We start from the raw sequence: 23,930 nt of genomic DNA on the forward strand, positions 1-23,930 counted from the left end.
GGCGAGCCGGTCGGCGTGGGGCGCGGGGGGACGGTGCGAGAACGGTGCGGGGAGGTGCACGGAGACGGTGCGGTGACGGTGCGGGGACGCGTGGGGCGACCGGAGCGCGTGCCTCGGGGCCGACCGGATGAGGAGTGGGCCAGGCGGGTGGATCACACGGTGGACCAGGAGGGAGGGGTGGATCAGGGGGTGCGTGGGACTGCGGAGACCGCCGGGCGGGAGTAGTCGGCCGAGGCGGAAGGGGCGGCACCCGGCCTGTCGAAGCCGCGCGTATCGGAACCGGACCGATCGGTACCGGACTGATCGGAACCGGGCTTGTCGACGCCGCTCGTCACCGGCGGCGGCGCCTGCTCGCCCCGGCTTGCCGAGCCACCTCGGTAGACGGCGGTGAAGGCCAGCGCGACCATGCCGACGCCCATCACGAGGGCGAGCAGCCAGGCCACCGGGCGGTGCCAGCGTGCGGCGCCCCGGTAGGGGCGCAGGGAGCCGCCGTGGCGCCCGTAGGGGCCCGTACCGGCCGCGTCGTCGTCGTCAGGGTCCAGCGGGTCCCCGTACGCCCTCTCACGGCCGTACGCGCCGTCCCGGCCGAAGTCCTCGTAGAGGTCGTCGTCCATGGGGCCGCCGCGGCGGGCTCGGGCGGCGTCGGCCTCGGCACGGGCCTGGGCGGCGGCGAGCAGCCGCTCCACCGCGGTGGGTTCATGGACCGCTGCGGCCCGTACGAAGTCCTCGTCGAACACCACGGCGGCGAAGTCCTCGTCCGCGCCCCCGCGGTCGTCGTCGGGCTCCCAGCCGTCCGGGAACGGCCTGCCCCCCACGTCGTCCGGCACAGCTTCAGCGTAGCCCTGAAGGGGCGGTTTCGGCAGGGACGCCCGCAAACTCACCCGACCCGCCCACCCCACCCGTCCCACGCCCCTCCGAGGCCCCATCCGGCCCGCCGCATGATCCTCCACGGACCACTCCGGCCCGCCGCACGGCGCTGTTCGGCGGGCCGACATGCCGCACGCCGCTGCTGCCCGCCGACCCGCCGAACAACGGGCGGCTGGCAGCTGGCAGCAGGTGCCGGATCGGCTGCCTACCTGATGTGGCCGTCGCCGGTGACGATGTACTTCGTCGATGTCAGCTCCGGCAGTCCCATCGGGCCGCGTGCGTGCAGCTTCTGCGTGGAGATGCCGATCTCGGCGCCGAATCCGAACTGTCCGCCGTCCGTGAAGCGGGTGGACGCGTTCACCGCGACCGTCGTCGAATCCACCAGTTGGGTGAAACGGCGGGCCGCAGCCTGCGAGGTGGTCACGATCGCCTCGGTGTGGCCGGAGGACCAGAGGCGGATGTGCGCCACGGCCGCGTCCAGCGAATCCACGACCGCCGCCGCGATGTCGTACGAGAGGTACTCGGTCTCCCAGTCCTCCGCCGTCGCCGCCACCACCGTGGCCTTGGACCCCTCCGCGTGGGCGAGCACCCGCTCGTCGGCGTGCACGGTCACGCCCGCCTCGGCCAGCGCGTCCAGGGCGAGCGGCAGGAACTCCGCGGCGATGTCCTTGTGGACCAGCAGGGTCTCTGCCGAGTTGCAGACGCTCGGGCGCTGCGCCTTGGAGTTGATCAGGATGTCGACGGCCATGGCCAGGTCCGTCCGCGCGTCGACGTAGACGTGGCAGTTGCCGGTGCCGGTCTCGATGACGGGGACCGTGGACTCCTCGACGACCGTGCGGATCAGGGAGGCGCCGCCGCGCGGGATGAGGACGTCCACCAGGCCGCGGGCCCGCATCAGTTCCCGTACCGAGTCGCGGCTCTCCCCCGGCACCAGCTGCACCGCGTCGGCCGGCAGACCCGAGCCGCCGACGGCGTCGCGCAGCACCCGTACGAGGGCGGTGTTGGAGGCGTACGCGGACGACGAGCCGCGCAGCAGCACCGCGTTGCCGGACTTCAGGCACAGGGCCGCCGCGTCCACCGTCACGTTGGGCCGGGCCTCGTAGATGATCCCGACCACGCCGAGGGGTACCCGTACCTGGCGCAGGTCGATGCCGTTGGGCAGGGTCGAGCCGCGTACGACCTCGCCCACGGGGTCGGGCAGTGCCGCCACGTCCCGTACGTCGGCGGCGATGGCGCGGATCCGTTCGGGGGTGAGGGTGAGCCGGTCGACGATGCCCTCGCTCGTCCCGGCCTCGCGGGCGCGCTCGACATCCTCGGCGTTGGCCGCGACGATCTCGCTCGTGCGTACTTCGAGCGCGTCCGCGATCGCCAACAGCGCGTCGTCCTTGGCGGAGCGCGGAAGTGGCGCGATGTCGGCGGCGGCAGCGCGTGCCCGGTAGGCGGCCTGCGCGACCGGGGACATGTTGTCGTACGGCGAAAGCGTGGTCATGCCCGCAGAGTAGTGCGCACACTGCGGGCATCCGTCACGTATCCCGTGATGCGAGACGACCGCCCCGAGAGATGGTCGTCCCCGTCCGGGTGCACACCGACCGGGACGGGTGCACACCGATACGGACGAGTGCACACCGACCGTGACGAGTGCGAACCGATCAGCGCAGACGCACACCGATCAGTACGGATGCACCGGTCAGTACGGGTGCACCGGTCAGTACAGATACACCGGTCAGTACGGGTGCACCCCGACCGGGGCCGCGGGTGGCGGCCCGTACCCCTCGGCGATGCGCTGGTGGTACGTCTCCCGGTCGATCACTTCCAGCCCCACGATCTTCCAGGGCGGGAGCTGGGCGCTGGAGCGGTGCTCGCCCCACAGCCGCAGGGCCACCGCCGCCGCGTCGTGCAGGTCGCGGGCCTCTTCCCAATAGCGGATCTCCGCATGGTCGTTGGCGTAGCGGCTGGTCAGCAGGAAGGGGTGGTCGTGCGCCAGCTGTTCCAGGCCGCGTCTGACCTCCTTCAGCGGAGTCTCGGTTCCCGAGACGCAGAGGGTGATGTGCCACAGCTTCGACTGGGTGTGTTCCTCCTTCGCCGTCACCGGCTCCTGCTCGGTGGTGCGGTCCGCGGGCACACTCCTGTCGAAGTCGGCCCCCGCTCCGACGCTGGTCAGGGCGCGGCTGCCCGATCCGCGGGGCGGCGCCCCCGGGCGCGCTCGTCTCACCGGCGGCCTCCTGTGAATGTGTTGCTGTGCTGTCTACCCCTGGTGTCCCCGCTACAAAGTTGACCAGTCCGAGGCCGGGCTTGGGGCGGTTTTGGTGAAGCTCTCTGTCCTGAGGCCGGACTTTCAGCCGATTCAGGGGGCGAGGCGGGGCGTGAGAACGACCAGATCGTCCCTGTGTACGACCTCGCGCTCATAGGCGGGGCCCAGCTCTCTGGCCAGGTCGCGGGTGGAGCGGCCGAGCAGCTGGGGGATCTCCTTGGCGTCGAAGTTGACGAGTCCTCGGGCGACGGGCAGGCCGCGCAGGTCGCGCAGCTCCACCGGGTCACCGGCGGTGAACTCGCCCTCGACGGCGGAGATTCCGGCGGGCAGCAGCGAGGTGCGGCGCTCCACGACGGCCCGTACGGCTCCGTCGTCGAGGGTCAGCGCGCCCCTCGGGGTGGAGGCGTGGGCCAGCCAGAGCAGCCGGTCGGCGGAGCGGCGTCCGGTGCGGTGGAAGTACGTACCGGTGTCGCGGCCCGCGAGGGCGTCGGCGGCCCGGCTCGCGGAGGTGAGGACGACCGGGATGCCGGCGGCGGTGGCGATCCTCGCCGCCTCGACCTTGGTGACCATGCCTCCGGTGCCGACGCCCGCTTTCCCGGCTCTGCCGATCGTGACGTCGGCCAGGTCCTCGGGGCCGCCGACCTCGGCGACGCGGGTGGTGCCGGGGGTGCTCGGGTCGCCGTCGTAGAGGCCGTCCACGTCGGAGAGGAGGACCAGCAGGTCGGCGTGGACGAGGTGGGCGACGAGCGCGGCGAGCCGGTCGTTGTCGCCGAACCGGATCTCCTCGGTGGCCACGGTGTCGTTCTCGTTGACGACGGGGAGGGCGCCCATGTCCAGGAGCTGGTCGAGGGTGCGGTAGGCGTTGCGGTAGTGGGCGCGGCGGCTGGTGTCGTCGGCGGTGAGGAGAACCTGGCCGACGCGTACGCCGTAGCGCGCGAACGAGGCGGTGTAGCGGGCCACGAGCAGTCCCTGCCCGACGCTGGCCGCGGCCTGCTGGCGGGCCAGGTCCTTGGGCCTGCGGACCAGGCCGAGCGGGGCGAGTCCGGCGGCGATGGCACCGCTGGAGACGAGGACGACCTCCCGCTCGCCGCCGCTCCTGACCTTGGCCAGTACGTCGACGAGTGCGTCGACCCGGTCGGCGTCGATGCCGCCCGCCGCCGTGGTGAGCGAGGAGGAGCCGACCTTGACGACGATCCGGCGGGCTTCGGTCACTTCCGGCCTTGCAGCTGACACGTGCTTCCTCGCTCTGGCTCGCCCGGTGGATCCGAAGGGATGGCCGTGGGCGCCGTGAGGCGGTGGTGCCGGGCCGTCCCGGCTCAGCACAGTACGCGAGCGGCCACGCTCCGCGCCCGCCCATTCCGTCCGGTGGACAGCGGCGGACGGCGGCAACGGCGGGCAGCGGGGCGGCGGGCGGACCGGGCGGGAGCGGCGATGCCGCTGCTCAGCCGTCGTTGACCGTCAGCATGCGGTCGACGACCCGGGCGGCGGCCCGGCCGTCGGACGGTTCACAGAAGTCCACCCGGAACTGTGCGTACTTCTCCTTGTACTCCTCCGTCACGGCGCCGATGTTCCGGATCGCGGAGACGAGGTCCTCCGACGTCTTGATCAGCGGGCCCGGGGCGCGCGAGGTGAAGTCGAAGTAGAAGCCGCGCAGGGTGTCGCGGTAGTGCTCCAGGTCGTACGTGAAGAACAGCATCGGCCGCCCGGAGTGCGCGAAGTCGAACAGCACCGAGGAGTAGTCCGTGATCAGCACGTCGGCGATCAGGTAGAGGTCGGCGATGTCCGGGTAGTACGTGACGTCCCAGACGAAGCCCTGCCCGGCGCCGGGGATGCTGTCGAGGACCTTGTGGTGCTTGCGGTACAGCAGCACATGGTCATCGCCGAGCTCCCGCTGGGCCGCGTCGACGTCGATCTGGTTGTCCAGCTTGAAGCGGCGGCCGCCGTAGCGCTGGTCGTCACGCCAGGTCGGCGCGTACAGGACGACCTTCTTGCCCGCGGGGATGCCGAGCTTCTCCCGCACCGCCGATGCCCGCTTCACCCGGTCCGGGGCGTGGAAGACGTCGTTGCGCGGGTAGCCCGCCTCCAGCACCTCGCACTCCAGCCGGAAGGAGTTGGTCATGATCGGGGTGGTGAAGGAGTTGGGCGTGATGAACAGGCTGTACTGGCGGGAGCGCTGGGGCAGGCTCGCGATGTAGGCCAGGTTCGCCTTCGGGGTGCCGAGGAGGTCTGCGCCGATGCGCTTGAGCGGGGTGCCGTGCCAGGTCTGGACGACGACCTGCCCCTCGCGGCGGACGAACCACTCGCGGATGCCGCCGTTGGTGACGACGTAACGGCTGCGGGCCAGCGCCTCGTACCACTCCTTGCTGCCCCACTCCACACCGCGCACGCCGGGCGGGAGGACGACCTGCTGGTCGTGGACCATCGCGATGTGCTCGACCTCGGTCCCGCGGCGTACCAGTTCCTCGTAGACCGCGCGGGGCGAGTCGGAGAACTGCTTGCCGCCGAAGCTGTTGTAGAGCACGGCTTCGCGCAGCGGCAGCGCGCGCTGCTCGGGGGTGTACACGTCGCGCATCAGCCGCTGGCGGTAGGCGCCGCGCAGTTCGGGGTCGAGGACCGGCCCGGACTCCACGAAGATCCGGTCGAAGTCGAGCCGCTCCACGGTGTACGTCCGGTGGGCGCCGCGGTGGGTCAGCGGCAGGGTGTCGACGAGGTCGGGGCGGATCGTGACGGGGATGTCGCGGGTGTGGTCCCATTCGGCGCGGGCGCGCAGGAAGGGCAGCCAGCGCCCGGCCCGCAGGGGCAGGGTGCCCTCGTACGCGGGCATGCTGTCCGGTGTGACGCGGGCGGTGAACCGGCCGTCCTCGAACTCCGCGGGGAGCGGCCGGTCCTCGTTGCGCCCGGTGTGGCGCAGGATCAGCTTCATCGTTTCGGCGGGGCCGGTGTACGTGCCGGAGAGCACCAGCTCGCCGCCGGCCGACCACTCGACGCTGTCGACGACCGGCTGGACGGACCGCAGCTGCGGGGTGAAGTTGCCCGCTCCGTCGGTGAGGACGGCGAACTCCAGCCCGCCGGGCAGCGGGTGCACACCGGTGGCCGGCTTCTGTCCGATGGTGGCGCGGCGGGTGGTGCCGTCCTCGAACACGATGAGCGCGCGGTACTTCCTGGCCCGGCCGGGGGTGACCCCGTCGACGGGGAGGTCCGCGAAGGACAGGCGGGCGGTGTGGCGGACCCAGCCGTCGGCGCCGGTGTCGCCCTTGACCAGCGGGAGGTCGGTGGCGTACCCGCTGGCCTCGTGGTCGATGCGCAGCGCGGTGGGCTTCTTGCCCGTGGCGCGGGAGCGGAGCGTCACGGAGAGGGTGTCGGCGTCCGCTTCCTGGGCCTCGACCTCGGCGGGGACGATGTCCACGGTGAGCTTCAGCCGGTTGCGGTCGAAGCCCGCGACGAGCCGTACGCCGTCGTCGAGCACGTGGACCTGGCTGTGGCCCGCGGCGCCCGCGTTGTTCTTGGTCACGCTGCCGACGGACATGCCGCCGGGGCGCGGGATGCCGACGCCCAGACGCCAGGTGCCCGGCTGCCACTGGCCGCGGGTGCGCAGGCGGGCCGGGTCGATACCGATCTCGAAGCCGGACCAGTCGTAGTTGTGCAGGGCGCCCTTGGCCTCGGCGGTCGCCCTGGGCTCCTGGACGGTGCGCACGCGAAGCGGAAGGGTGCTCCGGCTGCCCTGGCGCCGCAGGACGGCGACCCGCAGCGAGCGCTTGCCGGTCGCGGAGGGGACATTGGGGATGTACGCGTACCCGTGGACGACCAGCCGGCCGTCCTTCCAGGTCAGGTCCAGCAGCTTGCCGCGTACGGGCAGCTCGCTGCGGTTGAAGTTGCGCACGGTCGGCGGCAGCGAGGAGTTCTCCACGCCGGGCAGCTCGATCCGGGCCCGTCGCAGGCCCCTGACGGAGAAGGCGCCGGGGTTCTCGCGCTCGTAGTGGAGCAGTCCCTCCAGCTCGTCCCCGCGTCCGCTGGCCGCCAGGTGCCACTTGACCCGGGCCATCGGCGAGAACTTGCGGACGAGCTTGGGCGCGGCCTGGGCCAGGAACTCCTTGGCCGCGCTGTGGAAGGCGGGACGCTCCTCGACCGGGGTCTCCGGGAAGTACTTCATGAGCCGGCTGAGCTCTTCGGGAATCGCTTCGAGGGACGCCACGGCGGGAGGGCCTTTCCGGGGGGACGTACAGATGTGAACCCCAGGAAGACGGGGCGTAAATGAGACGCCTACAACGGTCTCATGGTTGCCCCACAGTATGACGTGAACCCAGTCACAGGATCGACCGGCCCCCGGCACTTCCGGGACGGGGCTCCGGCGGTGGGCCGCCGTATCGCGCCCGAGCGCGAATCCGCCGTACCGCGCCCGGAGTTGGGCGCGGTACATCCGCCGTCAGGCCCGGTGCGCCCGCGGTGCGCGCAGGAGCGACAGGACCGTACGGCGGGCCTTGCGGACCGCGCGCCTGGCGAAGGACACATAGGGCCGCGGCTCCGGCGGCAGGACGCGCTCACCGCCGACCCACTCGGTCACGGTCACCGCGTACGCCTCGTCGGGCAGTCCCGAGCCGTCCCCGAAGTGCGGATACGCCAGGTACAGCCGGGCCGGGTCCGTCCTGCGGACGAGTTCCGGGGCCTCCTTGGCCCGCAGGAAGCGCACGACGTCGAGCAGCAGGTCGAGCCGGCCCTTCGCCACGCAGACCAGCCGCAGCCGCTCGTGGACCTTGAGGCGGCGCGCGAGCCCCGGTGTCCAGTAGGACTCCATCAGCGGGGCCGCGAGCGCCATCTTCTTCCGGTGCACCGAGGCCGTCTGCTTGAGCATCCTGGGACCGAACTGCGGCAGCAGCGTGATGACGAACGGCCGGACCATCAGGGCGTCGCGGTGCGGCCCGGCGGGCACATGGGTGGCGATGAGCCCCATCAGCGCCCTGGCCGAGTCGAACCGCAGAACGTAGCCGCCGCTCTTGGTCACGTGCTTGCCGTCGTCACGGCCCACCAGGTAGTAGCAGGTGTAGTCGGCGACGACGGAGACGCCGTTGCCCCGCAGGTACGCCTCCATGGTGAAGAGGGCGTCCTCACCGGTCTTCAATTCCTCGTCGAATCTCATCCCGAGCCGTGCGAGAAGCTCGCGCCGGAACAGCTTCTGGGCACTCAGGGTGAATTTGATGTTGGAGGAATACAGGTCGGCCCGCTCGACCGTCTCCTTCCACATCGACTTGGCCGCGCCGCGGTTGACGCCGACGACCTTGCCGAGCACCACATCCGTACCGGCCCGGTCACCCATCGCGACCATGCGTTCCAGGGCTTCCTCGCCGAAGTAGTCGTCGGCGTCGAGGAAGAAGACGTACCGGCCGCGGGCGAGCCCCAGGCCCACGTTGCGGGGCCCGCTGGGCCCGCCGGAATTGGCCTGCCGGATCACTCTCATGGGGATGTCGGTCCGGGCGGCGAACTCCTCCAGGTACTCCCCCGTACCGTCCGTGGAGCCGTCGTCGACCGCGACGATCTCCATGCGCCCGGCGCCGAGCGTCTGCGCTTCGACGGACTCCAGACAGCGGACCAGATAGGGCATCGCTTCGTAGGCGCCGATGATCACGCTGACATCGGGCTCGCTGTTCTTGATCGGCATTTCGGCCATGCTGTACACCTGTCGATTTGATCACGATTGGGGGCCAATTGTCCGACTATCGCACCCAACGTGCATCAACATGCCGAACGGCCCGTACGCCTCTCCGGAGGGAGAGACGTACGGGCCGTTGCGGGGGTTGCTCCATTTTCGGCCAGTTTTGACCGTCTTTGCCATTTGGTGAACGGAATCGACCGGGTCGTCGGTCTGGGCGGTCCGGTCGGCCTGACCTGCCGCGAACAGTCAGGGCACGGCCGCGGCGATCAGTCAGCACACCGCCCGTGAGGACGGTCAGCACACCACCGCGGAGACACGGTCAGCGCACCATCGTGAGGACGGTCAGCGCACCGCCGTGGGCCCTGCGGCGAGCGGGGCTTCGTCGCCCGGCGTGCCCACCGCGTCCGCGTCGGCGGTGGTCGCGGCGGCCGCGACGATCTCCGTCTCACCGGTCCCGGCGCCGCTGGAGGCCGCCTCCCGGTCGGGCTCCGCGACGACCTGCTCGGCGACGCGCTGCGCGACGCCCGCGTTGCGTGCCTCGGCCTTCGCCGCGAGGGCCGCCACCGCGGCGTTGAACTGCTCCATGGAGGTCGGCTCGTCCGGGCCCAGGAGGTAGCTCTTCAGCTCACGGCGGGCGCCGGCCAGCGCGTCGGCCGCGGGATCGGTGACCGCTGTCAGCAGCTCACCGATCTCCTCGGCGCTGTTGGACAGGATGACCGCGGCCCGCACGGCGGTGTTCTGTCGCTTGAACTCCTCGGCACCGAGCTGGGCGGAGTCGGTGACCGCGTACGGCTTGCCGCTCGCGATGAAGTCGGAGACCACGCTGGAGATGTCCGAAACCATCGCGTCGGACTCGTTGAAGCAGTCGTACAGCTTCGGCTGGGCGCCGGACACGGTCCGGTGCTCCCACCAGCCGAACGAACGCCAGTAGGCGTCGTCCCACTCGGCCCGCAGGGCGGCCGTCTCGGCCTCGCGCGCGGGGTCGGCGAGCGAGACCCGCGACTCCTCCGCGTCGTCGCCGCCGGACTGCCCGGTCGCCGTCAGCGCGGCGAGGCGGGCCTCGATCCGGGCCAGCTCGGCCTTGGCCGCACTCTGCCCGGCGGCGTCCGAGGCCGCCTCCTTCGCCCAGCGGGGTTCGGCGGCGCGCTCGGCGGCCGCCCGGTCCAGCATCGCCGTGATCCGCGCGTTCACGGCCTTGGCCTTGGCGCTGCGGATGCCGGTGAAGGGGTGCGGCTTGTAGATGATCCGGACCGGCCGGTCGGCCGCCAGCAGCCGCCGCACGATGTTCTCGCCCGCCAGCAGCAGGGAGGTGTTGCCCGGGTTGTCGTCCCAGCCCTCCCAGGTGGGTGCGTACAGGACGGTCGGGACGGCGTTCTTCGTGGTGCCGGTCCAGCTCTTGATGGGCGCCAGCTGCGGGCGTCCGACCTCGACGATGTCCTCGTCGCGGATGCCCACGTCGGCCAGGGCGTACCGGTCGCGTCCGGCCCGGCCCGCGGTCCACACCTCGTCGTACACCTTGGAGAACGGGTTGACGCTGGCCAGCTTGTCGCTGTCGCCGTGGCCGATGAAGACGTGCTTCATGGTCGGGACCCGCAGCATGTGGATGTTCTTGCCGACGTTGGCGGGGTAGAGGCAGACCCGCACGGTGGAGAGGTCCAGGTTCATCAGGTGGGTGCCCGCGGGAATGCAGATCACGGGTACGCCGGTCTCGGCCAGCTGCGGCACCAGACCACGCTCACGCATGATGATCAGCGGGCGGCCCTCGACCCGTGCCATCGTGTCGAGCCACATGTTGCCCTGGTACGCGGACTCGTTGGAGCCGGAGAAGTAGAGCACGACGGTCGGCTGGTACTCGCGCAGCCAGGTGTCCACGGCCTTGAGCACGGCGGGTGCCGGCGGAACCAGCCGGCCGCGGCGCAGGTACGGGACGAGCACCGCGTTGTACAGGACGGCGAGCGTCAGCGTGATCGCGGCGCCCACGTAGCCGATGACGTACCTGCCGGTCTCGGCGGCGATCAGTATCCCCACGACGGCCGGGATGTCGAGGTGGAGCATCTTCTCGGCGGGGCGGTGCAGCAGCGCGTTCGGCGGGGCGTCGGGGATACGGACGGCGTGCAGGTCCACGTTGCGGGTGACGACCGGCATCGTGCGGCGCATCCGGATGAGGGTGGTCAGGGCGCCGTGCGGGGCCTGAAGTCCGTAGAAGACCAGGAAGCAGGCGACCGCCGTGTAGAAGAGCGGCTCCTCCGCGAGATCCAGCCGGGCCAGCAGCAGGATGAGCATCAGCTGGCGGAGCAGGAAGCGGATGGGCAGTCCCGCCCGCACCTTGCCGAGCCGGTTGACCAGGTAACTCCCCCGCTGGTGCAGGTACCAGTCCGCGACGTACGTGAGCGCCGTGGCCGCCGCGAAGAACCAGATGTTGGGGAGGAGAGCGGCGACCATGACGCAGGGATATCCCAGCCCCATCAACATTGCTGCCGCCAGTTCCGACCTGCTGCCCACACGGGCCAGGCGAATGGCTGTCGAAATCACGAAGAACCTGCTCCAGGGGGGTGCCGGTTGATTCACCTATTGAGGGAAATGTGAAGGTGCGGCTTCACGCATTCGGGCCTCTGCCATCGCACTAAGCGATCACAGAGGCCCGGAAAAGCACAATTTTCAAGAATTATTACACATCTTCTTGACGATCAAGCACCGAGGCCAGCGCCTGCTCGAACCCGGAGGATTCGGCGGCCCCGCGCGTCGGGTCCTGCTGCCGTACGTCGATGACGTGGCCGGTCAACGCGGAGAGGAGCACGTCCAGCGAGGTACGCGCCACCGCCTCCGAGGAGAGCAGCGAGCCCTCGGGCTCCTGGCCGAACGCCTTGGTGCGCATCGGCGTCGCGGTGCGTTCCGGGTTGACGCAGTTGACGCGGATGCCCTCGCCCGCCCACTCGTCGGCCAGCGCCTGGGTGAGGTTCACCATCGCGGCCTTGGTGGAGGAGTAGAGGCTGTACTCGGCACGGCCCCGGGTGTAGCTGCTGGAGGTGTAGAGCAGCAGCTGGCCCTTGGTCTCCGCCAGGTACTTGTACGAGGCGCGGGCGATCTGGACGGGCGCCAGGTAGTTGACGTTCAGCGCTTCCTGGATCGTCGTGTTGTCGGTCTCGGCCAGCTTGCCGATGCGCAGCACGCCCGCGGTGTTGATGACGTAGTCAACGCGGCCGGTCTCCGCGTACGCCTTGGAGAGCGCGTCGTCGATGTGCTCCGGGTTCTCGACGTGCGTACCGGTGGTGGAGCGGCCCAGCGCGTAGACGCTCGCGCCGTACTGCTCGGCCAGCGTGGCGATGTCGGCGCCGATGCCGTACGAACCGCCGAAGACGACGAGGGTCTTGCCGGAGAGCAGCTCACGGTAGGCGGCCTCGTCGGCCTGGCGCGGGGCGGCGGTGGAGGCCAGCTGGAAGAGCTTGTCGGTGATGAAGACGTCGACCGGCTGGGTGACCTTCATGTTGTACTCGTCGCCCGCGACCACATAGATCGGCACGTCGGGGAGGTACTTGAGGACGACCGAACAGTCGTCGGTGGCCTGGAAGTTGGGGTCTCCCGCCGCGATCCGGTACGCCTTGCGGATCGTGGAGAGCTTGAACGCCTGCGGGGTCTGCCCCCGGCGCAGCCGGGACCGGTCGGGCACGTCGGTGATGAACTCGCCGTCCCCGCCGTGGGTGCGGGTCACGATGATCGTGTCCGCGGAGGGGATCGCGACATCGACGGCCTCGTAGCGGCCGAGGGCGTCGACGCAGTCCTTGATGACGCGCTGTGACAGGAGAGGCCGGACCGCGTCATGGAAGAGGACATTGCGGTCCTCGCCCTCGGCGAGGCCCTCGCCGAGGGCCGCGATGGCACGCTCGGTGGTCTCGTTCCGGGTGCTGCCGCCCTCGATGATCCGGGTGACCTTGGTGAGTCCGGCCTTGGCGACGATCTTCTCGACCTCGGGCACGAACCCCGGCGCCATCAGCACGATCACATCGTCGATGCCCTCGGCGTTCTCGAAGATGGTCAGCGTGTGCTCGATGACTGCCTTGCCGGCGATCTTCAGCAGCTGCTTGGGGATCGACAGTCCCACGCGCTGACCGGTACCACCGGCGAGCACGACTGCTGTGGTCCGGGGCTTGGCTTCATGCGGCACAGACACAGACGACCTACCTTGCTATGACGAGGGAAACAGTGTGATGGTCGCACTCTCCGTGACCGTCTCGCAAGGCGGACGTCGATCGTCGCATGCCCTGCGGATACCCGCAGTTCACTGCCTGGCCAGGGAGGTTGGGTTCCACGGGGCCGGTACACGAGGTGACCGAATCCACAGAGGTGTTGCGTAATCCGCACATCTGCCGCACGTACACCGGCCGTCACCAGGCAATTCCCGGTGCGGTACGGGCCGGCGGGCGACGCACGGCGGGCGGGCGGGACTCCTTCTCGGACCGTTCGCGGGCCGGTCGGGTCCGGAGGCGCGGGTTCCGGGTCGGTCGTGTACCGCAGGGGCGCTTCCGCGGCACACAACCGGCCCTGCGCCACACGGCCGACCCGGGGCCACACGGCTTCCCGACGGCACACGGCCGACCCGGGGGCTACTCGGGCTTCCCGACGGCACACGGCCAACCCAGGGCCACACAGCTTCCCGACGGCACACATCCGACCCGGCGGCCCGGACCGGACGGGCCCCGGCCGCGCGAGGTCTCTCGCGGGCGGGCCCGTTCCGGTCGCTCCGGCCTAGAAGGGGTCGAACTCGTCGTACTCCTTCTGCGCGTCGTCCCGCTCGGCGTCCCGGTCCCGGCGGCGCTGCGCGGCGGGCCGCGGCTCCTCCAGGCGGTGGTCCTCGCCGCGGCGGCCCAGCATCTCGGCACCGGCCGTCACGGTCGGCTCCCAGTCGAACACGACCGCGTTCTCCTCGGGGCCGATGGCGACGCCGTCACCGGCACGGGCGCCCGCCTTCATCAGGGCGTCCTCGACGCCGAGGCGGTTGAGGCGGTCCGCGAGGTAGCCGACGGCCTCGTCGTTGTTGAAGTCGGTCTGCCGGACCCAGCGCTCGGGCTTCTCGCCGCGCACGCGGTAGATGCCCTCGTCGTCCACGGCCACCTGGAAGCCCGCGTCGTCGACGGCCTTCGGGCGGATGACGACCCGGGTCGCCTCCTCCTTCGGCTTGGCGGCGCGCGCCTCGGCGATGATGCCCGCGAGCGCGTACGAGAGGTCCTTGAGGCCCTTGTGCGCGATGGCCGAGACCTCGAAGACGCGGTAACCGCGGTCCTCCAGCTCCGGGCGGATCATGTCGGCGAGGTCCTGGCCGTCGGGGATGTCGACCTTGTTCAGGACGATGACGCGCGGCCGGTCGTCGAGACCGCCGTACTGCCGCAGCTCCTCCTCGATGATGTCGAGGTCGGAGACGGGGTCGCGGTCCGACTCCAGCGTCGCGGTGTCCAGGACGTGCACGAGCACCGAGCAGCGCTCCACATGGCGCAGGAACTCCAGGCCGAGGCCCTTGCCCTGGCTGGCGCCCGGGATGAGCCCGGGGACGTCCGCGATGGTGTAGACGGTCCCGCCCGCGGTCACGACACCGAGGTTCGGTACGAGGGTGGTGAACGGGTAGTCCGCGATCTTCGGCTTCGCCGCGGAGAGCACGGAGATCAGCGAGGACTTGCCCGCGCTCGGGTAGCCGACGAGCGCGACGTCGGCGACGGTCTTGAGCTCCAGGACGATGTCCCGGTCCTCGCCCGGCTCACCGAGCAGCGCGAAACCGGGCGCCTTGCGGCGGGCGGAGGCCAGCGCCGCGTTGCCGAGGCCGCCGCGGCCGCCCTGACCGGCGACGAAGGTGGTGCCCTGGCCGACCAGGTCGGCGAGCACATTGCCCGCCTTGTCGAGGACGACGGTGCCGTCGGGAACCGGCAGGACCAGGTCCTGGCCGTCCTTGCCGGAGCGGTTGTCACCCGCACCGGGCTGGCCGTTGGTGGCCTTGCGGTGGGGGCTGTGGTGGTAGTCCAGCAGCGTGGTCACGGCCTGCTCGACGACGAGGATCACATCGCCGCCGCGCCCGCCGTTGCCCCCGTCGGGGCCGCCCAACGGCTTGAACTTCTCACGGTGGACGGAGGCGCAGCCGTGGCCTCCGTTACCCGCGGCGGCATGCAGCTCGACGCGGTCCACGAAGGTGGTCATGGTTGGTGCCTCCAGGTACTGCGGAAAAATACGGAATTGTCTCTGTCGTAACACGCCGAGGGCGGACCCGCTTCCCCGTTTACCGGGAAAGCTGAGATCCGCCCTCGGAAGGTGCTGTGTGTCGCTCTGCGTGCGCCGAAGAAGATCAGACGGCGAGCGGAACGATGTTCACGACCTTGCGGCCACGGTGCGTACCGAACTCCACCGCACCGGCGGTCAGCGCGAACAGCGTGTCGTCGCCGCCACGGCCGACGCCCGTGCCCGGGTGGAAGTGGGTGCCACGCTGGCGGACCAGGATCTCACCGGCGTTGACGGCCTGACCGCCGAAGCGCTTCACGCCGAGCCGCTGAGCATTGGAATCGCGCCCGTTCCGAGTGGACGATGCGCCCTTCTTATGTGCCATGTCTCCTCAGTCCCTTACTTCGCAGCCGCGGGGATACCGGTGACCTTGATCGCCGTGTACTGCTGGCGGTGACCCTGGCGACGGCGGTAGCCGGTCTTGTTCTTGTAGCGAAGGATGTCGATCTTCGCGCCCTTGTGGTGGTCCACGATCTCGGCCTGAACCTTGATCCCGGCCAGGACCCACGGGTCACTGGTGACGGCGTCGCCGTCGACCACGAGCAGCGTAGAGAGCTCTACGGTGTCGCCGACCTGGGCGGTGGGAATCTTGTCAACCTCAACGATGTCGCCGACAGCTACCTTGTGCTGGCGACCACCGCTGCGCACGATGGCGTACACGCGGATCTCTCTCTCGCTCGGAACGGATCCCCTGATGCCAGCCGCTCGCACGGGCCGGGGCCCGGGACGATCCGGAAGGATGAGCGGCCTCTCCCGTGACGGACGACGCGAACGCCGACCGGGTCCGGAAGGGATGTGCTCAGGGGTAGGTGCGTACAGAAACACACCGAGGGTCAAGGTTACGGGGCGGGGTTCGGGGGGTCAAACCGGGTCGCGGTCGGCGGACCGGGCCCTCAGGCGTGCGGCGGCAGCCAGCCGCGCTGGACGGCACGGACCCCGGCCTCGAAACGGCTACGGGCGGTCAATCGCTCCATCAGCTCGTTGGCGATCCGCCGGGCGGTCCTCGGCGAGACTCCCAGCCGCTTGGCGATGGACTCGTCGGTGTGCCCCTGGGCCAGCAGTCGGATCGCGGTCGACTGCTGCGCGGTGAGACCGTCCGTGCCGCATACCTGGACATCGGCGAGCGGCTGGGCGGCCGCCCAGGTGGTTTCGAAGAGCGCACAGAGAGCGGTGAGCATGCCCTCGCCGGTCAGGATGGCCGCACCGGCTGCGGTGTCGTTGCTGCTGACCGGAATCAGAGCGGTGGAACGGTCCACGATGAGCATGCGTATGGGCAGTGAAGCGGCGGTACGGACATGCCCGCCCAAGCCTGCCAGCAGGTTCGCGTGCTCGATCGTCGGCCGGCTGTTGCGGACGCTGTCGAGGTAGATCGTGCGCATCCTTACACCACGGCCGAGCAGGTCCTCATTGAGAGGTCGGGAGGCGGCGATGGCCGCCTCGGTCAGCACCGAGTCCGGCGAGAACGACAGAACCTCCTCCCTCGTGCCGTGAGTCAGGGAGACCAGCCGGTCCCGGATCCTGTCCAGCCCGACGAGCTGCTCCACGCCCGGATGATCACTGTCCGGCGTCAGTTCGGCGTACTCCGCTATGAGCTGCACGGCAGCCGCCCTCGAAGCATCCAATCGCTGCTGCTGGGCCGTGAGTTGAGCCTGCCGCCGGGCCATCAGGATCTCCATCCCGATATCCGGCGAGACGGCCCGCAACCGCCCGTCCTGCTCGACCGACGGCCGCACGAGCGCCAGTTCGCTGAGCTCGTCCAGCGCCCGGCGCACGGCGTCCTCCGATGCCCCGAGGGCCGCCGAGATGGCGGCCACACCGGCTCGCGGCATGGACAGCATGGTGCGATAGACAGCTTCGGCTGTGACGTCCAGCCCGAGCTCGGTCAACACGTTTGCCCCCACCCCGCCATCAATTGGTACGCCCAACCAAATGAATCATCTCAGAATCTTCACCAACACTTCAATTGATCAGCGTATGCATGTCCGCCGGGGCGAATAAGCGGGGCCCGATGCGGCCATGGCCGAAACCGTCCACTGCCGATGGCCATTCCCTCCCGCCAAGCCGTCCATGGTGAAGAGCATGTTTCTCGTCCACGCACGCTTCGAGACGCTGAAGTGCCTTGAAGTTTCGCCGGAAATACGGCAGTTGGCGCGCGCCGCGCTCGTCCTTGGCGATCAGGTCGAACATGTCGCGGTCCACCTCGTGCCGCCGCGGCACTTCGTACTGGGCTTCTATCTCCTGTCGGACTCGCTGGCACAGGCGGAAGCCACAGCGGAGGAGATCAGCCGACGGCTGCTCGATGACACACGCGTCCCTCCGGCCGAGCTCCTGGATGTGGGCGTACCTCTCATCGCCCCTCTGCTCAGGCAATGACCGGTTCCGCGCCCGAGGCAGCCCGTCCAGCCGTACGTCCAGGAGGCCCGATCCGGCCCCTCTGGACGTAACCGTCCAAGGCCGCTTTGGGTCAGCCGCAGCCTCTTCCTACCCCTCTGAGCTGCGACTTAGCTATGCATCACCGAACGGGGCGCGTCACTGCGACGCAGCATCCGCAAGGCCATAGCCACCCCACCTGCCGACCGGCACACATGAAGGGCCAGCCACGCCATGAGCCTCTCCCGTCACCTCCAGGCCAGCACGCTCACCGTTCTCGCCCTGGTGTTCGCGGCCCCCGTGATCGCCCTCTCCGTGCCGGTCCAGAGCAACTCCGCCGCTGCCGCAGTAGTGGGGACCGACGTGCCCGCAGTCGTCACTCCGAACGACATGAGCTGGCAGTAATCACCGATCCCTGGGGGGACAACACCATGAAGACCAGGTCCAGCAAGACCCGCACCACCGTCGGCCTGCTGCTCGCGGGGGCGGTTTCGGTGGGGCTTCTCACCGCCGGTGCGGGCACGGTTCAGGCTGCCGAACAGGTATGCACCGGCACCACCTCGATCTACGGCGTCCTGGACGACGGCCGACTCACCTACTCCTCGATCACCCCCGGCAACGGCAACCGGATCAAGACCCGCATCGGCCCCGCCCTCGGCTTCGAACCCCAGGCCATGGCCACCCTCAACTTCAACACCATCCTCGTCACCTCCACCACCGGCGCCCTCTACCGCGTCGACGTCAAGAGCAACGACGAAACCCTCACCGTCTCCAGCATCGAGAAGATCGCCGACCAGGGCTGGACCCACGACAAGCTCACCTACGACGGATACGGCCACCTCTACGGCACCACCACCACCGGAGTCCTCCTCCAGTACGCCGTCACCCAGGCCAAGCCCCAGGGCCCCCAGCACATCACCAGCCGCACCGAAATCGGCACCGGCTTCGTCCTCAAGACCCTCACCAGCACCGGCCAGGACCGTCTCCTCGGCACCACCGAAGCCGGAAAGCTCCACTCCTACAAGATCAGCGGCGGCGCCTGGAAGCGGGGGGATCTGAAGGAGTCCGGCTGGTCCGGATTCGACCAGGTCACCTCCTCCGGCAGCGGCTTCTACTACGGCCGCATCGCCAAGACCGGAGCCATGTACTGGTACAAGGACGCCAACATCTCCGACGGCAACGGCGACGACATCACCTACAACAACGACGACCCGGTCGACGCCTCCGGCTGGACCCAGAAGCTCCTCTCCGCCGCACCCGGACAAGTCACCTGCACGACGCCTGAGGAAACCCTCGACCGCGACAACATCAGCGAGGTGAAAAAGGCCGGCCGCGACCTGATGAACAAGCAGGACCGCGACTGGGCCACCACCGCGCAGTGGAACTGCCTGGACAGTCTCTGGACCCGCGAGAGCGGCTGGCGCTGGAATGCCCAGAACCCCACCTCCGCCGCCTACGGCATTCCTCAGGCAAACCCCGGAACGAAGATGTCCTCCGCCGGCAGCGACTGGCGCACCAATCCCCTCACTCAGATCCAGTGGGGGCTCGACTACATCGACGACCGCTATGCGACACCGTGCGCCGCCTGGACCCACTCCCAGAACACCGGCTGGTACTGAACCTCCCGCATTCCGGCTCTTCGCCTCGCCGTACCACTTGCCCAGTACCTCGGCCCGACGTCCGGGCTGCCCGAAATCAAGGAGTCATCCTGTGTTCGTTTCCTCCAAGGCGTTGCGTACCGCTGTCACGTCAATTGCCGCCGGCGCGATGTCGCTCGGTCTGCTGACCGCCGGTGCGGGCACGGTTCAGGCTGCCGAACAGGTATGCACCGGCACCACCTCGATCTACGGCGTCCTGGACGACGGCCGACTCACCTACTCCTCGATCACCCCCGGCAACGGCAACCGGATCAAGACCCGCATCGGCCCCGCCCTCGGCTTCGAACCCCAGGCCATGGCCACCCTCAACTTCAACACCATCCTCGTCACCTCCACCACCGGCGCCCTCTACCGCGTCGACGTCAAGAGCAACGACGAAACCCTCACCGTCTCCAGCATCGAGAAGATCGCCGACCAGGGCTGGACCCACGACAAGCTCACCTACGACGGATACGGCCACCTCTACGGCACCACCACCACCGGAGTCCTCCTCCAGTACGCCGTCACCCAGGCCAAGCCCCAGGGCCCCCAGCACATCACCAGCCGCACCGAAATCGGCACCGGCTTCGTCCTCAAGACCCTCACCAGCACCGGTCAGAACCGTCTCCTCGGCACCACCGAAGCCGGAAAGCTCCACTCCTACAAGATCATTGGTGGTGCCTGGAAGCGGGACGACCTGAAGGAGTCCGGCTGGTCCGGATTCGACCAGGTCACCTCCTCCGGCAGCGGCTTCTACTACGGCCGCATCGCCAAGACCGGAGCCATGTACTGGTACAAGGACGCCAACATCTCCGACGGCAACGGCGACGACATCACCTACAACAACGACGACCCGGTCGACGCCTCCGGCTGGACCCAGAAGCTCCTCTCCGCCGCACCCGGACAAGTCACCTGCAAGTCGGTCAGCACGCTCGGTGAGGACATCGCCAAGGACGCCAAGACGGAGGTCGGCAACAACTTCAACGACTACGACTTCACGTACAGCCGGGCGTGGTGCGCCGAGTTCGTGAAGTACATCTGGGCCGGGAACGACGTGACCGGTTCGTCGGCGCTGGACGCGAGGGCGATCAGCCTGCGCGAGTACGGACTGAAGCACGACACGTACCGGACCGGCTCCCCCAAGGTCGGCGACGCCGTGCTCTACGACACCGACCGCAACCTGACCGACGGTGAGGCCGATCACGTGAACATCGTGATCGCCGTCTCGTCCGACGGCAAGCAGATCGAGACGGTCGGCGGGAACGAGAGCCACCAGGTCCAGAAGACCAGCTGGTTCAACTGGGACACCGCCTCGAGCCCGATCGGTGCCGGCCCGGCGCTCGCCTTCATCTCGCCGAAGGGCTGACACCCACGCACCGGTGAGGTCCCGCTCCCCGTCCGGGGAGCGGGACCTCGCGCGCGTCCCGGAGGAGTGTGGGAAGTGGGCAGGTCCCGGGAGATCGTATGCTCGGCGGGCAGATACGCCCGCCAGGAAGGCACCGCACGTGAACTACAGGATCCAGCCCACCGCCCAGGTCGATGAGACCGCCGAGATCGGCGACGGCAGCAGCGTGTGGGAGCTCGCCCAGATCCGCGAGGGCGCCAAGCTCGGTGAAGGCTGCGTGGTCGGCCGCGGCGCCTACGTGGGTACGGGCGTTCAGATCGGCGACAACGTCAAGATCCAGAACTACGCCCTGGTGTACGAGCCCGCCGAGCTCGGCGACGGTGTGTTCGTCGGGCCCGCCGTCGTCCTCACCAATGACCACAACCCGCGCTCCGTCGACCCCGAGGGCAAGCAGAAGCGCGGGGGCGACTGGGAGGCCGTCGGTGTGAAGGTGGCCGAGGGCGCGTCGCTCGGCGCGCGTTCCGTCTGTGTCGCGCCGGTGCGGATCGGGCGCTGGGCGATGGTGGCCGCAGGCGCCGTCGTCACCAAGGACGTGGCGAACTTCGCCCTGGTGGTGGGCGTACCGGCCCGGCAGATCGGCTGGGTGGGCCACAGCGGTGTGCGCCTCGTGGAGCGCGCGGGCGAGCCGGGCGTGTGGGAGTGCCCGCAGAGCGGGGCGGTGTACGAGGAGAAGGACGGGGTCCTCAGCGAACGGGCCGCGTAAGACTCCCCGCAACTCGGGCAAACTCGGTCGCCATTTGATCTCGATCCGACGCGTTCTCCCCAAGAAGGGGCTTGAACAGCCGACGATGAGGCAGTGAACTTTCCTTCCCTGCCAGCCAAGATCGGTCCGCACCCGTCGGGCGAAGCGCGATCGGAGATTCCGGCCCCGGCCGTATCCGACGACGGGGGCGGCCGGGCCAAGAGCCCGGCTCCACGGCTCTACGCACTCGATGCCCTGCGGGTCGTGGCGGCGCTGGCCGTCCTCGCGTTCCACTTCGCGGGGATCGACAAGGCGACGGCGGTCAACTGGGGTGTCAATCCCCGCGAGCTGTTCCCCTGGCTCTTCCCCTTCGCGAAGTACGGCTCCTACGGGGTCCAGCTCTTCTTCATCATCAGCGGTTTCGTCATCTGTCTGTCGGCCTGGGGCCGCACCCCGGGGCAGTTCGTCCGTGCCCGGTTCCTGCGGCTCTTCCCCGCCTACTGGTTCTCGGTGATCGTCGCGCTCGTGCTGTACCGGGTGCTGCCGGACGGAGTTCGCAAGTCCCCGAGTTTCAGCGACGCTCTGACGAACCTGACGATGTTCCAGGTGCCACTGAAGGCACAGCACCTGATCGGCGCCTACTGGACGCTCTGGCTGGAGCTCTGCTTCTACCTGGTCTTCCTCGTCGTGCTGGTGAAACCGATCAGTCTCCAGCGCGTCTACGTCTTCTGCTGGTCCTGGCTGGTCCTCTCCGTGCTGATCCAGCAGTACGACGGGGTACCGCTGCTTCCCACGCTCGCCCCAGCGCTGAACACCTCGCTGTTCGTCGCCGGCATCACCATGTACCTGATGTACCGCTTCGGGCCCGACCTGAAGCTGTGGCTGCTCCTCGGCATGAGCTGGCTGACCATGCAGAGCGACCTCGTGGAACACGGGGACCGGCTGCGGGACGATCTGGGCTTCGACCGCTCCCCGTACGTGGCCCTGGCCGTGGTGACGGTCTCCTATCTCCTCGTGCTCGCCGTGGCGCTGCACTGGCTCGACCGGGTGCAGTGGCGCTGGCTCGCCACCGCCGGAGCGCTGGTGTACCCGCTGTACCTGCTCCACGAGGAACTGGGCTGGGCCATGATCCGCACCCTCTACGGACACCTGGGAGCGTGGCCCACGCTGGCCGTCACCGTGACGGTCCTGCTGGTGCTGTCCTGGCTGGTGCACCGCTACCTGGAACGGCCCGCGGTCCGCTGGCTGCGCACGAAGCTGTGAACCGGTCCTGGGTCCCGCTTGCGCCTACTGGTCGGCGTGCGCGCACATCGGGCACACCCGGATCCGCGCGGAGCCGGGCTTGAGCAGTACACCTTCGGCCGACGCCGAGGCGAGGAGCGCCGACGGGCCCCGATAGCTGCCCACCGGGGATATCGAGCGTGGGCAGTCCCCATGACGCCGGCACCGGCGCAGGGCTCTGATTCCCCAGCAACGAGAGGCTGGACCGGTCGGCCGGTCCAGCCTCCCACTGTTCTGTCGGACGATCAGCCGCCGATGACGACGCGGCGCACACCGGTCCAGTTGGCCGGGTCCGTCGTCCGGCGCCCGTCGACCAGGACGCGGACGTCCGGCAGGTCGGCGGCGGCCAGCTCGCGGTACTCGGCGTGGTCGGCCTGGAGGACGGCCGCGGTGACGGTCTGTCCCTGGTGCGGCACGAGGCCGTGCGCGGTCAGCTCCTCGGGCGTGTACATCGGGTCCGAGACGAACGGCATCGCGCCGCGTGCCTTCAGCGCCTCGACGACTCCGAAGACACCGGAGAACGCGGTCTCCTTGACCCCGCCGCGGTAGGCGGCGCCCAGCACCAGCACGCCGACACCGTCCAGGTCGCCGTAGGCGGCGGCCAGCAGGTCCACGGCGTACTCGGGCATCGCGGCGTTGGCCTCGCGGGCCGAGCGCACGACGGTCGCCTCCGGGTCGTTCCACAGGTACATCCGCGGGTAGATCGGGATGCAGTGGCCACCGACGGCGATGCCGGGCTGGTGGATGTGGCTGTAGGGCTGGCTGTTGCAGGCCTCGATGACCTTCTTGACGTCGATGCCGGTCCGGTCGGCGAACCGGGCGAACTGGTTGGCCAGGCCGATGTTGACGTCGCGGTAGGTGGTCTCGGCGAGCTTGGCGAGCTCGGACGCCTCCGCCGTACCGAGGTCCCAGACACCGTTGGGGCGCGGCAGGTCCTCGCGGTCGTCGAAGTCGAGCACGGCCTCGTAGAACTCGACGCCGCGCCGGGCGGACGCCTCGTCGATGCCTCCGACGAGCTTGGGGTAACGGCGCAGGTCGGCGAAGACCCGGCCGGTCAGCACGCGCTCCGGGGAGAAGACCAGGTGGAAGTCCTCGCCCGGGGTGAGACCGGAGCCCTCGGCGAGCATCGGTGCCCAGCGGGTCCGGGTGGTACCGACGGGCAGCGTGGTCTCGTAGCTGACCAGGGTGCCCGGCTTAAGCCCCGCGGCGATCGCCTTGGTGGCGTTGTCCATCCAGCCGAAGTCCGGGGTGCCCTCGGCGTCCACGAAGAGCGGGACGACGACCACGACGGCGTCGGACGCGGCGACCGCGGCCGTGGTGTCCGTCGTCGCGGAGAGCAGCCCGGCGCCCACCGTCTCCTTGAGCTTGACGTCCAGGTCGTGCTCGCCGGGGAACGGCTCGGTGGCCGCGTTGACCAGCTCGACGACCTTCTCGTTGACGTCCGCGCCGATGACCGTGTGGCCCTTGGCGGCGAACTGCACGGCGAGCGGAAGCCCGATCTTGCCGAGCGCGACTACGCAGATGTTCATCGG

General features: G+C 69.6%; 19 protein-coding genes. 6 read left to right on the forward strand and 13 right to left on the reverse strand.

All coding sequences use genetic code 11. The annotated features are described in order from the left end of the window. Nucleotides 1-182: 182 nt before the first annotated feature. The 12 genes from OG251_RS12255 to OG251_RS12310 all read right to left on the reverse strand — a co-directional run bounded on the left by OG251_RS12255 (nucleotide 183) and on the right by OG251_RS12310 (nucleotide 16,912). A complete protein-coding gene (locus OG251_RS12255; RefSeq protein ID WP_326677188.1) occupies nucleotides 183-827 on the reverse strand; it encodes an SCO2584 family spore wall biosynthesis protein in 645 nt (214 codons plus the stop codon). 245 nt (nucleotides 828-1,072) lie between these two features. After that, nucleotides 1,073-2,356, reverse strand: coding sequence for a glutamate-5-semialdehyde dehydrogenase (locus OG251_RS12260; protein WP_326677189.1), 1,284 nt, complete (start codon nucleotides 2,354-2,356; stop codon nucleotides 1,073-1,075). A gap of 234 nt (nucleotides 2,357-2,590) precedes the next feature. Further along, entirely contained in the window at nucleotides 2,591-3,079 is a 489-nt protein-coding gene (locus tag OG251_RS12265) for a hypothetical protein (protein WP_073723111.1), read from the reverse strand. Nucleotides 3,080-3,211: 132 nt separating this feature from the next. After that, on the reverse strand, nucleotides 3,212-4,330 hold the full coding sequence (gene proB, locus OG251_RS12270) for a glutamate 5-kinase (RefSeq protein WP_326681236.1): 1,119 nt from the start codon (nucleotides 4,328-4,330) through the stop codon (nucleotides 3,212-3,214). Nucleotides 4,331-4,559: 229 nt separating this feature from the next. Beyond that, on the reverse strand, nucleotides 4,560-7,310 hold the full coding sequence (locus OG251_RS12275) for a CDP-glycerol glycerophosphotransferase family protein (RefSeq protein ID WP_326677190.1): 2,751 nt from the start codon (nucleotides 7,308-7,310) through the stop codon (nucleotides 4,560-4,562). Between the two features lie 231 nt (nucleotides 7,311-7,541). Continuing rightward, nucleotides 7,542-8,780 carry a glycosyltransferase family 2 protein gene (locus OG251_RS12280; RefSeq protein WP_326677191.1) on the reverse strand — a complete coding sequence of 413 codons (1,239 nt, stop codon included), beginning with the start codon at nucleotides 8,778-8,780 and terminating at the stop codon, nucleotides 7,542-7,544. A gap of 327 nt (nucleotides 8,781-9,107) precedes the next feature. Further along, entirely contained in the window at nucleotides 9,108-11,237 is a 2,130-nt protein-coding gene (locus tag OG251_RS12285) for a hypothetical protein (protein ID WP_326681237.1), read from the reverse strand. A 196-nt stretch (nucleotides 11,238-11,433) separates the two neighbouring features. Next, the gene (locus OG251_RS12290; RefSeq protein ID WP_326677192.1) at nucleotides 11,434-12,933 is read right to left on the reverse strand and encodes a bifunctional cytidylyltransferase/SDR family oxidoreductase; all 1,500 of its coding nucleotides are present in this window, start codon (nucleotides 12,931-12,933) and stop codon (nucleotides 11,434-11,436) included. 575 nt (nucleotides 12,934-13,508) lie between these two features. Then, on the reverse strand, nucleotides 13,509-14,945 hold the full coding sequence (gene obgE / locus OG251_RS12295) for a GTPase ObgE (protein WP_326677193.1): 1,437 nt from the start codon (nucleotides 14,943-14,945) through the stop codon (nucleotides 13,509-13,511). Nucleotides 14,946-15,090: 145 nt separating this feature from the next. After that, nucleotides 15,091-15,348 carry a 50S ribosomal protein L27 gene (rpmA, locus tag OG251_RS12300; protein ID WP_015608479.1) on the reverse strand — a complete coding sequence of 86 codons (258 nt, stop codon included), beginning with the start codon at nucleotides 15,346-15,348 and terminating at the stop codon, nucleotides 15,091-15,093. Between the two features lie 14 nt (nucleotides 15,349-15,362). Continuing rightward, on the reverse strand, nucleotides 15,363-15,683 hold the full coding sequence (rplU, locus tag OG251_RS12305) for a 50S ribosomal protein L21 (RefSeq protein ID WP_073723125.1): 321 nt from the start codon (nucleotides 15,681-15,683) through the stop codon (nucleotides 15,363-15,365). Nucleotides 15,684-15,916: 233 nt separating this feature from the next. Further along, nucleotides 15,917-16,912 (reverse strand): helix-turn-helix transcriptional regulator, encoded by a 996-nt coding sequence (locus OG251_RS12310; protein WP_326677194.1) that lies wholly within the window; start codon nucleotides 16,910-16,912, stop codon nucleotides 15,917-15,919. Between the two features lie 127 nt (nucleotides 16,913-17,039). On the opposite strand from OG251_RS12310, the gene OG251_RS12315 reads away from it, so the two are divergent. The 6 genes from OG251_RS12315 to OG251_RS12340 all read left to right on the forward strand — a co-directional run bounded on the left by OG251_RS12315 (nucleotide 17,040) and on the right by OG251_RS12340 (nucleotide 22,380). Continuing rightward, nucleotides 17,040-17,396 (forward strand): hypothetical protein, encoded by a 357-nt coding sequence (locus OG251_RS12315; protein ID WP_326677195.1) that lies wholly within the window; start codon nucleotides 17,040-17,042, stop codon nucleotides 17,394-17,396. Between the two features lie 231 nt (nucleotides 17,397-17,627). Beyond that, nucleotides 17,628-17,798, forward strand: a complete 171-nt coding sequence (locus tag OG251_RS12320; protein WP_326677196.1) for a hypothetical protein — start codon at nucleotides 17,628-17,630, stop codon at nucleotides 17,796-17,798. A gap of 26 nt (nucleotides 17,799-17,824) precedes the next feature. Then, the gene (locus OG251_RS12325; protein WP_326677197.1) at nucleotides 17,825-19,012 is read left to right on the forward strand and encodes a peptidase S1 and S6; all 1,188 of its coding nucleotides are present in this window, start codon (nucleotides 17,825-17,827) and stop codon (nucleotides 19,010-19,012) included. Nucleotides 19,013-19,103: 91 nt separating this feature from the next. Further along, complete coding sequence (locus OG251_RS12330; protein WP_326677198.1) at nucleotides 19,104-20,396, forward strand: CHAP domain-containing protein; 1,293 nt, start codon at nucleotides 19,104-19,106, stop codon at nucleotides 20,394-20,396. 139 nt (nucleotides 20,397-20,535) lie between these two features. Beyond that, nucleotides 20,536-21,138: an acyltransferase gene (locus OG251_RS12335; protein ID WP_326677199.1), complete on the forward strand. Its 603-nt coding sequence runs from the start codon at nucleotides 20,536-20,538 to the stop codon at nucleotides 21,136-21,138. A 93-nt stretch (nucleotides 21,139-21,231) separates the two neighbouring features. After that, nucleotides 21,232-22,380: an acyltransferase family protein gene (locus OG251_RS12340; protein WP_326677200.1), complete on the forward strand. Its 1,149-nt coding sequence runs from the start codon at nucleotides 21,232-21,234 to the stop codon at nucleotides 22,378-22,380. A gap of 263 nt (nucleotides 22,381-22,643) precedes the next feature. Here OG251_RS12340 and OG251_RS12345 read toward each other — a convergent pair whose 3' ends face one another. Next, on the reverse strand, nucleotides 22,644-23,927 hold the full coding sequence (locus OG251_RS12345; RefSeq protein ID WP_326677201.1) for a nucleotide sugar dehydrogenase: 1,284 nt from the start codon (nucleotides 23,925-23,927) through the stop codon (nucleotides 22,644-22,646). Nucleotides 23,928-23,930: the final 3 nt, after the last annotated feature.

The sequence above is a fragment of the Streptomyces sp. NBC_01237 genome (assembly GCF_035917275.1).
Lineage (GTDB): Bacteria > Actinomycetota > Actinomycetes > Streptomycetales > Streptomycetaceae > Streptomyces.

Excerpts from the sequence above, each read along its gene's own strand:
- OG251_RS12260 (WP_326677189.1), bottom strand. The coding sequence starts at position 2,356 with ATGACCACGCTTTCGCCGTACGACAACATGTCCCCGGTCGCGCAGGCC.
- OG251_RS12280 (WP_326677191.1), bottom strand. The coding sequence starts at position 8,780 with ATGGCCGAAATGCCGATCAAGAACAGCGAGCCCGATGTCAGCGTGATC.
- OG251_RS12285 (WP_326681237.1), bottom strand. The coding sequence starts at position 11,237 with ATGTTGATGGGGCTGGGATATCCCTGCGTCATGGTCGCCGCTCTCCTC.
- obgE (WP_326677193.1), bottom strand. The coding sequence starts at position 14,945 with ATGACCACCTTCGTGGACCGCGTCGAGCTGCATGCCGCCGCGGGTAAC.
- rpmA (WP_015608479.1), bottom strand. The coding sequence starts at position 15,348 with ATGGCACATAAGAAGGGCGCATCGTCCACTCGGAACGGGCGCGATTCC.
- OG251_RS12315 (WP_326677195.1), top strand. The coding sequence starts at position 17,040 with ATGGCCGAAACCGTCCACTGCCGATGGCCATTCCCTCCCGCCAAGCCG.
- OG251_RS12320 (WP_326677196.1), top strand. The coding sequence starts at position 17,628 with ATGAGCCTCTCCCGTCACCTCCAGGCCAGCACGCTCACCGTTCTCGCC.
- OG251_RS12325 (WP_326677197.1), top strand. The coding sequence starts at position 17,825 with ATGAAGACCAGGTCCAGCAAGACCCGCACCACCGTCGGCCTGCTGCTC.
- OG251_RS12345 (WP_326677201.1), bottom strand. The coding sequence starts at position 23,927 with ATGAACATCTGCGTAGTCGCGCTCGGCAAGATCGGGCTTCCGCTCGCC.